Origin of the sequence: Cupriavidus sp. OV096 (genome assembly GCF_900115455.1) — a bacterium.
Classification (GTDB): Bacteria; Pseudomonadota; Gammaproteobacteria; order Burkholderiales; family Burkholderiaceae; genus Cupriavidus.
Map to the genome: position 1 here is coordinate 99,744 of NZ_FOWM01000017.1, position 6,953 is coordinate 106,696.

7 protein-coding genes and 1 pseudogene are annotated in these 6,953 nt (G+C 61.7%); 3 read left to right on the top strand and 5 right to left on the bottom strand.

The window, feature by feature from the left end:
- Positions 1-120: 120 nt before the first annotated feature.
- The 4 genes from BM115_RS25650 to BM115_RS25665 form a co-directional block, all read right to left on the bottom strand.
- Positions 121-627, bottom strand: a complete 507-nt coding sequence (locus BM115_RS25650; protein ID WP_092301290.1) for a 2,4'-dihydroxyacetophenone dioxygenase family protein — start codon at positions 625-627, stop codon at positions 121-123.
- Positions 628-719: 92 nt separating this feature from the next.
- Complete coding sequence (locus tag BM115_RS25655; RefSeq protein ID WP_092301292.1) at positions 720-1,535, bottom strand: SDR family NAD(P)-dependent oxidoreductase; 816 nt, start codon at positions 1,533-1,535, stop codon at positions 720-722.
- Positions 1,536-1,546: 11 nt separating this feature from the next.
- A complete protein-coding gene (locus tag BM115_RS25660; RefSeq protein WP_092301295.1) occupies positions 1,547-1,981 on the bottom strand; it encodes an ester cyclase in 435 nt (144 codons plus the stop codon).
- 68 nt (positions 1,982-2,049) lie between these two features.
- Positions 2,050-3,012: a Bug family tripartite tricarboxylate transporter substrate binding protein gene (locus BM115_RS25665; RefSeq protein ID WP_092301298.1), complete on the bottom strand. Its 963-nt coding sequence runs from the start codon at positions 3,010-3,012 to the stop codon at positions 2,050-2,052.
- Between the two features lie 195 nt (positions 3,013-3,207).
- On the opposite strand from BM115_RS25665, the gene BM115_RS25670 reads away from it, so the two are divergent.
- The 3 genes from BM115_RS25670 (at position 3,208) to BM115_RS25680 (ending at position 5,673) form a co-directional block, all read left to right on the top strand.
- Complete coding sequence (locus tag BM115_RS25670) at positions 3,208-3,747, top strand: VOC family protein (RefSeq protein WP_092301301.1); 540 nt, start codon at positions 3,208-3,210, stop codon at positions 3,745-3,747.
- The gene (locus BM115_RS25675; RefSeq protein ID WP_092301304.1) at positions 3,744-4,520 is read left to right on the top strand and encodes an SDR family NAD(P)-dependent oxidoreductase; all 777 of its coding nucleotides are present in this window, start codon (positions 3,744-3,746) and stop codon (positions 4,518-4,520) included. The genes BM115_RS25670 and BM115_RS25675 overlap by 4 nt, the downstream gene beginning before the upstream one ends.
- 79 nt (positions 4,521-4,599) lie before the next feature.
- Positions 4,600-5,673: a LacI family DNA-binding transcriptional regulator gene (locus tag BM115_RS25680; protein WP_092301307.1), complete on the top strand. Its 1,074-nt coding sequence runs from the start codon at positions 4,600-4,602 to the stop codon at positions 5,671-5,673.
- Positions 5,674-6,282: 609 nt separating this feature from the next.
- On the opposite strand, the pseudogene BM115_RS25685 reads toward BM115_RS25680, so the two are convergent.
- Positions 6,283-6,843, bottom strand: a pseudogene (locus BM115_RS25685) (helix-turn-helix domain-containing protein); the annotation flags it as partial.
- Between the last annotated feature and the right edge of the window lie 110 nt (positions 6,844-6,953).

The window sequence follows — 6,953 nt, forward strand, 5'->3', positions numbered from 1 at the left end:
TCTCGCCATCCACGAAATGCGCATCGGACCAGAATTGCTGCTGGGCTCTGTCTCCATCAAGTTAGTTTTTTTGAGGCGTGCCCCTTGAGACACTCCTACACAGCATACGGGCGTGAAAATTCAGTCGCGCGAGAACGTGGCTCCGCCGGTTGGCCGGATATACCGTGGGGTTGGCAGCCCCATGGCCTTGGCGGCATTGAGAATGCCGTCCTCGATCGCACCGGCGTCACGCACGGACTGGTATTCGCCGTCCTTGAAGATTACGTTGGCGCCATAGACGACCATAAAGCCCTCAGCGGGCTCTTTGGCATCGGCCGGTACCGAGAACGTGTGAATGGAGCCGCCCGGTTCATACAGGTAACTACCGGCTGTTTGCGGGTCCTCTGGGTACTCGACATAGTTCCATTCGCCCTTCGTCGTGAAGAAGTGGACGGTCCCGGTGTGGAAATGGGGCGGCAGTGTCGTGCCTGGCTCGAATTTTCCGTACAGGACCCAGACACCGCTCTCACGATCGAGGAAGAGCGGGACGATGGTGGAGCCGGATTCCGAGCCTGGGAACGCCACTGCATCGTGAATGTTGAGGGACAGCAGTCGATCCTGATGGGTAAAGACCTTGGGCAATGCCATGATGCAAATCTCCTGAGGCGACGAGTCGAATCGCGCGGATATAGATGTGTCTCGTCGCCGGTATGTTGAAAGTGTCCGGAAGTCCGGGTGGCTCAGAGATAAAGTCCGCCATCGACTGCAATCTCGGTGCCGGTGATGTAGCGAGATTCATCGCTTGCCAAGAACAGCGACGCATAGGCGATGTCCCATGGAGTGCCTTGGTGGCCCATCGGGCAACGCAGATTTCGCGCGTCGCGTGCGGCTTGTCCCGCCGCAGCGTCACCCTTGGTCAGGTGCGCGGCGTGTGGTGTGTCGATCAATCCGGGGACCACGACGTTAGCCCGAACACGATCAGAAGCGTAGCGGCGCGCGAGCACACGCGTCATATGGTTGAGCGCCGCCTTTGACGTGTTGTAAGCCAGAAACGGCATCGGGCTCCATTTTCGGCTGGCGATCGACGAAATGTTTACGATCGAACCACCGCCCTGTTTCACCATGCGAGGGACTACCTGCTGGCATGCCAGCATGACGCCTTTGAGATTGATGTCGAAGACGCGATCCCAATCTTCTTCGCGGATATCCTCGAGCTCCGCCACGATCTCGATACCGACATTGTTATGTAGTACATCGATGCGTCCGAACTCGGATGCGCAATAGCTGGCCATGGCTGCAAGCTGGGCCTTACTGCATACGTCGGCCTCGAACGGCAGTGCATCGCCGCCGGCTTCGCGGATTTGCTCAACAACGCGTTGCGCGGCTTTGGTGTCGCGGTCTACGCAGAGGACGCGCGCGCCTTCCCGCGCATAGACAATGGCCGCGGCAGAGCCATTGCTGACGTCCGCGCCACTGGAGCCAGCGCCCACGACGATGGCGACCTTACCGGCCAGCCGGCCATGCCCACTGGCGATTGCAAGTGCTGAATCTCCCATGCCGGCGTCCCTTAGCGTAGGCCGAGCGCGCGCAGCTTGGCGTCGGGCGCCGAGTATGGGCGCTCGCAGATGATCTTGTCCGAGCCCGGCGCAAACTCGAACGTGGCGGCCATTCGAACCCGGAAGGTGCGGCCCGTCGGTGCGAAGGTCTTGCCGTTGGCCTGGAGCGGACCGAGATGCGTGCCCTGCAACCAGAACTCTACGAGCACCGTTTGGTCGACGGCAGCAATGGCGATAATTTCGTTCTTGAGGTCGGGGAAGGGAATCCGCGACGAATCAAAGTAGCCGCGCACCTCGGTTTCGCCGTCAAAGACAACGCCGCTGCCATGCATTTCGTAGCGGGGGTGGGCAAACGTATCGATGACGGCATCCCAGTCATGGACACATTCCAGAGCCATGTGGTCCCGCACGGTCTTGATGCGTGCGGCGTCGAGCGTAGCTGACATTAAAAATCTCCTGTGGTAGATGATGAGAATTCGAATGGTGATCGGGTGCTGTGTGTGAGGCCGGTCGCTCAATCCAGCTTGATGTTCGCTTGCGTCGCGATTGCCTTCCACATGGGAATATCGCGGGCATTGACAGCCTGTTGCTCCGGTCCGGGCACATACTTTGCAGTGATACCCAGCGAGAGCAGCTTGTTGACGACGTCATGCTCCTTGAGCGTGGTTTCCAGGACGCGAGACAATTTCTCCACGATGGGTTTTGGCGTCTTTGCTGGCACGTACATGACCCAGGTCAGTTCGCGGTCGAAGTCCACCCCCTGTTCCTGGTAGCTGGCGACGTTTGGCAAGCTAGGCGAACGTCGCGTGCATACAGCGAGCGCCTTGACCTTGCCTTCCTTGACGAAAGGGGTGGCAGTCACCATATCGACGAAGCCCACAGAGATGTGGTTGCCGAGGATGTCGGTCACAATCTGCGACGTGCCCTTGTATGGCACGTGCTGCATCGGTATGCCGGACTTCTGGCTCAGGACCTCGCCACAGAAGTGGCCCGTGGATCCCGCCCCCCAGCTTGCATACTGAATCGGCGTCTTGTCCTTGCGCGACAGCGCAATCAGTTCCTTGAGGTTGTTCGCTGGATACTGATTGGCAGCAATCATCACGATTGACGAATTCCCTATCGCCCCCAGACTCTGGAAGTCGCGCACCGGGTCGTAGGGCAGCTTCGTGTACGTGGCCGGCGCAAGCTGGTGGGTCGACATGCCGCCGATCATGATCGTGTAGCCGTCCGGTGCTGCGGTGGCGACGGCGTGGGTACCGATCGTGCCAGCCGCACCCGGCTTGTTCTCCACCACTACCGGCTGCTTGAGTTGCGCCGCGAAGCGTTCGGCGAGCAGGCGGCCGAGAATGTCGCCGCCGCCGCCGGCGGAGAAGGGCAACAGCATGCGGATAGGGCGATCGGGATAAGTGGCGACATCGCCGGCCTGGGCGGCGGTGGTGGCAAGGGCGAGCAGGGCGCTGGCGAGAAATCTGTTCATGGCTGTCTCCGTGGGTATCCGTCCGTTCTGCGATGCAGACGTCTTCAGTGCGTTCCAATCGATGTGGAAACGTTTCCATGAAAGTTTGGTAGACCATGTGGGGCACGGCAATCATGGTAAACTCTATGTCGCATCTGAATGCAACGCAGACTAGAGTTGGAACTGGAAACGTTTCCAATTTTGGGGAGGGAGGCAATGAGTTTGCTGTTTGGTGGCGTTTGCCAGATTGGCTATGTCGTGCGCGACATTGAGAAGGCCATGCGGCACTGGAGCGACGTGTTGGGCGTCGGCCCCTGGTTCTACAAGGAAGCCGTTGGTACCACCGAGTTCCGTTACTACGGCAAGACATCGGCACTGCCAGACCTGTCTATCGCCCTTGCCAATTCAGGGGGCGTCCAGATCGAGCTGATCCAGCAACGCAACGAAGCGCCGTCGCTGTATCTGGATTCCCTGAAGCGGGCAGGAGAGGGCATGCAGCATATCGCCTACTGGACAGACGACCGGTTCGACGAGTACGCGGAAGCCTTACGTGGGCGCGGCTACGTAGAGGGGCACGGCGGCCGCATGGGCATGCGCGGCCGATTTGCCTATTACGTCCACGCGGACTTGCCGGGCAACATCGTGGAGATTTCGGAAATGGCGGGCGGCAAGGGCGAGTATTTCGCGTCGATTGCCGCCGCTGCCAAAGGCTGGGACGGCGCTGATCCCATCCGCCGGATCGGAGCGCCGCAATGACCGCCAACGAAAGCAGGGAAGCGGGGCGACGCGTCGGGGTGGTGACGGGCGCTGCGCGTGGCATTGGATTGGCGATTGGTGCCCGTCTGGCCGCAGAGGGTTTTTCCGTAGCATTGTGGGATCGCGATGCCGGGCAACTCAACGAGGCTGTGCAATCGCTGCGTGCAAGTGGCGCAAACGCGATGTCTGTCGCGGTTGACATCACGGATCGCGCTCAGGTCGACCGCGCGCTGGCACAGTCCACGGCAGCGCTGGGAGCGCCCACGGCGCTGGTCAACAATGCCGCGATTCTGGGGCGCAGCGGCCCGACGATCGAGGCCTCTCTCGATGAATGGAAGCGCGTCTTCGACGTGAACGTCTTTGGCGGGTTGCTGTGCGCGCAGGCTGTGGTTCCCCTCATGGTGAGTCACGGTTATGGCCGCGTGGTTAATGTGGCGTCGATTGCCGGGAAGGAGGGCAACCCCTTCGCCGGCGCCTACGCTGCATCGAAGGCAGCGCTGATATCGATGACCAAAAGCCTGGGCAAGGAATTGGCCGAAACCGGTGTGCTGGTCAACTGCATCACGCCTAGCGCGGCTGACACCGATATCTTCGGCGTCTACGACGATAGCCAGCGTGCGCAACTGCAGGCGCGACTGCTGGAGCGCGTGCCGATGAAACGCTTCGTCCGCGTCGAGGAGGTCGCCGAGATGGCGGCCTGGCTGTGCTCCGCGCGTTGCAGCTTCAGCACCGGGGCGGTTTTCGACATCAGTGGCGGCCGTGCGATGTACTAGATGTGGGCGGATTTGGGCGATAATCGCGAGCGAAGCCGGCCGCACTGCCGCCATCCGCTAGCAAGCCCCGGGATCAAAAATGAGCAGCCGAACGCGCACCCCTAGTTCCGATACGCCCGCCCGCGTCACGATTCGTGACGTGGCGCGGGCGGCCGGCGTGTCGCTGGGCACGGCCTCGCGGGCGTTAAATCGTAGCGGTCCCGTAAGCGAAGCGGCTCTCCAGGCCGTCGAACGCGCAGCGAAGGCGCTGGCGTATGCACCAGATCCGATCGCGCAGAGCATGCGCACAGGTACTTCTGGCGTGGTGGGACTGCTGGTTTCCGATCTGGCCAACCCCCTGTATGCCCGCATCATTACCGCGGTGGAGATGCGCCTGCAGCGCGAAGGCTACGCCATGGTGGTTGGAAACACTCACAATAGCAAGGCGCAGGAAGAGCTGATGGTGGACCTGTTCCGCCGGCGACGCGTCGATGGACTGATTCTCGGGCCCTGTGAAGTAGAGCGTGCCGACTATCTTGAACAGATCTCGCGTGATCTGGCCGTGGTTGCCATGGACCGCGACTTCGGCGAGCAGGGATCGGGCGTTCACGTCGACCACTTCCGCGGCGCATACGAAGCCTGCCGGTATCTGCTTGACCTGGGTCATACGCGCATCGCGCTGATGACCTCCGACGGTGCCTTGCGACCCGGACGCGAGCGTATCGATGGATATCGCGCGGCGATGGCCGAGCGTGGCCTGACGGTGGATGAAACGCTCGTCCGAGCCAGCCGCTCGGCCATGGATTTGTCGTTCAGCGACGCGCTGGCCCTGCTTTCCGCAAAGTCCCGGCCGACGGCATTCATTTGCCTGGGCACGCGCATCCTGTCGGGTGTACTGCAGGCAACGCGACAAACCGGCCATCGGGTGCCGCACGATGTCAGCCTGATCTGCGTCGGCGACGGCGATCTGCCCCAACTGTATTCGCCCGCGATCACCGCGATCAGTTGGGACCTCGAGGCCGTGGGCACGGCCGCCGCTGAAATTCTGCTGCGAGCGATTGGCGGCGCCGCGGAGCGCGCACAGGCGAAGGAGCAGGGGGGGCAGGAAGTACGGCTGACCACGCAAGTCGTTATGCGCGAGTCCTGCGCACCGCCTCCCGCAGCCAAGGCCTGAGGGGGCACGCAGCGTGCCTCGACGAAGCCACGACCATCGGGCCCGTATCGCGTGGCCGGAACCACGCGACCAGAATGACCGCCGCCAGTACCAGCGGCAGGCTCAGCAGGTAGGGGCTGAGCGTAAAGCTGCCGGTTGCTGCTGGATCGCGCCGACTGCAGCGGGCGCCACCAGGGCTGAGGCCGCGCAACAACGCCTCTCAACGAATCTGGAACAAATCGAGCCATCCCGCGACACTTCAAAAAGAATAAGACCTCCAGGAGGCCGCTTGGATTTGCCGCCGCAACAGTTCCATCTAAATCAATCCTACATATCCAGATGCGCTTCTCAAAATGGTTTTTCGTCACGATGGTCGCAGTCACCTCGTTTTCACACGCGAGTCAGGGCTTGGGAGGTCACCGCTACCAAGGACTCGGCTGGAGGCGTTCGCCGAATTATTCGCTACAGAAGCGAGCTGCCTGACTGGGTTCACAGATCCTCGCACGGAGCACTTGTTGTGATTTCCTGGCCGATTGTCAGCCAGTCCGGCTTGCCAACCAAGCGCGAATCTCAGCTTCACTACGCTTTCGAGGACGGACTGCAAGCGGCTGAAGAAGGCGAGCGAGTTGGTGTACTTGCCGTCGTGAACAGCAGCTCCATTAGCCGGACGGTGGCGTCGTCGACAAACACCAGCAGCGTGCACGCCGGCGCCCGGTCCTCGAACCACGCGTGATCGCTGCCGTCGATCTGCACCAGCTCGCCCAGGCAGGCCCGGCGGTTGTGCGGCTGGTGGACCTTGGGCGGGCGCAGCTTCCTCGGCACCCAGAAGCCGGCGTCGATCATGATCCGCCGCACCGTCTCCTTGGCCAGGTCGATCCCATGGCGCTCCCGCAGCTTCTCGGCAGCTAGCGTGGGTCCGAAGTCCGCGTAGCTGTCGCGGATCAGGCCGCGCACGCGGGATTCCAGACCAGGAGGAAGCTGCCGATTGCTGCTGCATCCACGCTTGCGAGAACCCAACCCACAGGGCCCGTCCTTGCGATATCGGAGCGCCAGCCGTTCGATCTGTCGCCGCGACAGGCCAAGCTTCTCGGCCGCGCGCCATATCGGCAGGCCTTGTTCGACCACGGCCTGAATCACCTTGAATCGGTCGAATTCGCGCATCGTCATCGTGATGGACTCGGGCATCGGCATGGCGGCCTCCGGTCTTGCGCAGACGGGAAACCGCCAGAATGCCAGCCTTGGCTAAGGGGGCGACATTTCTATCTAGCTGCAGTCCGACATTAGCATGTAGCCGCTACATC

Bases quoted from the DNA above. Each gene is read 5' to 3' on its own strand.
- BM115_RS25650 (WP_092301290.1), bottom strand. From the start codon at position 627: ATGGCATTGCCCAAGGTCTTTACCCATCAGGATCGACTGCTGTCCCTC.
- BM115_RS25655 (WP_092301292.1), bottom strand. From the start codon at position 1,535: ATGGGAGATTCAGCACTTGCAATCGCCAGTGGGCATGGCCGGCTGGCC.
- BM115_RS25660 (WP_092301295.1), bottom strand. From the start codon at position 1,981: ATGTCAGCTACGCTCGACGCCGCACGCATCAAGACCGTGCGGGACCAC.
- BM115_RS25665 (WP_092301298.1), bottom strand. From the start codon at position 3,012: ATGAACAGATTTCTCGCCAGCGCCCTGCTCGCCCTTGCCACCACCGCC.
- BM115_RS25670 (WP_092301301.1), top strand. From the start codon at position 3,208: ATGAGTTTGCTGTTTGGTGGCGTTTGCCAGATTGGCTATGTCGTGCGC.
- BM115_RS25675 (WP_092301304.1), top strand. From the start codon at position 3,744: ATGACCGCCAACGAAAGCAGGGAAGCGGGGCGACGCGTCGGGGTGGTG.
- BM115_RS25680 (WP_092301307.1), top strand. From the start codon at position 4,600: ATGAGCAGCCGAACGCGCACCCCTAGTTCCGATACGCCCGCCCGCGTC.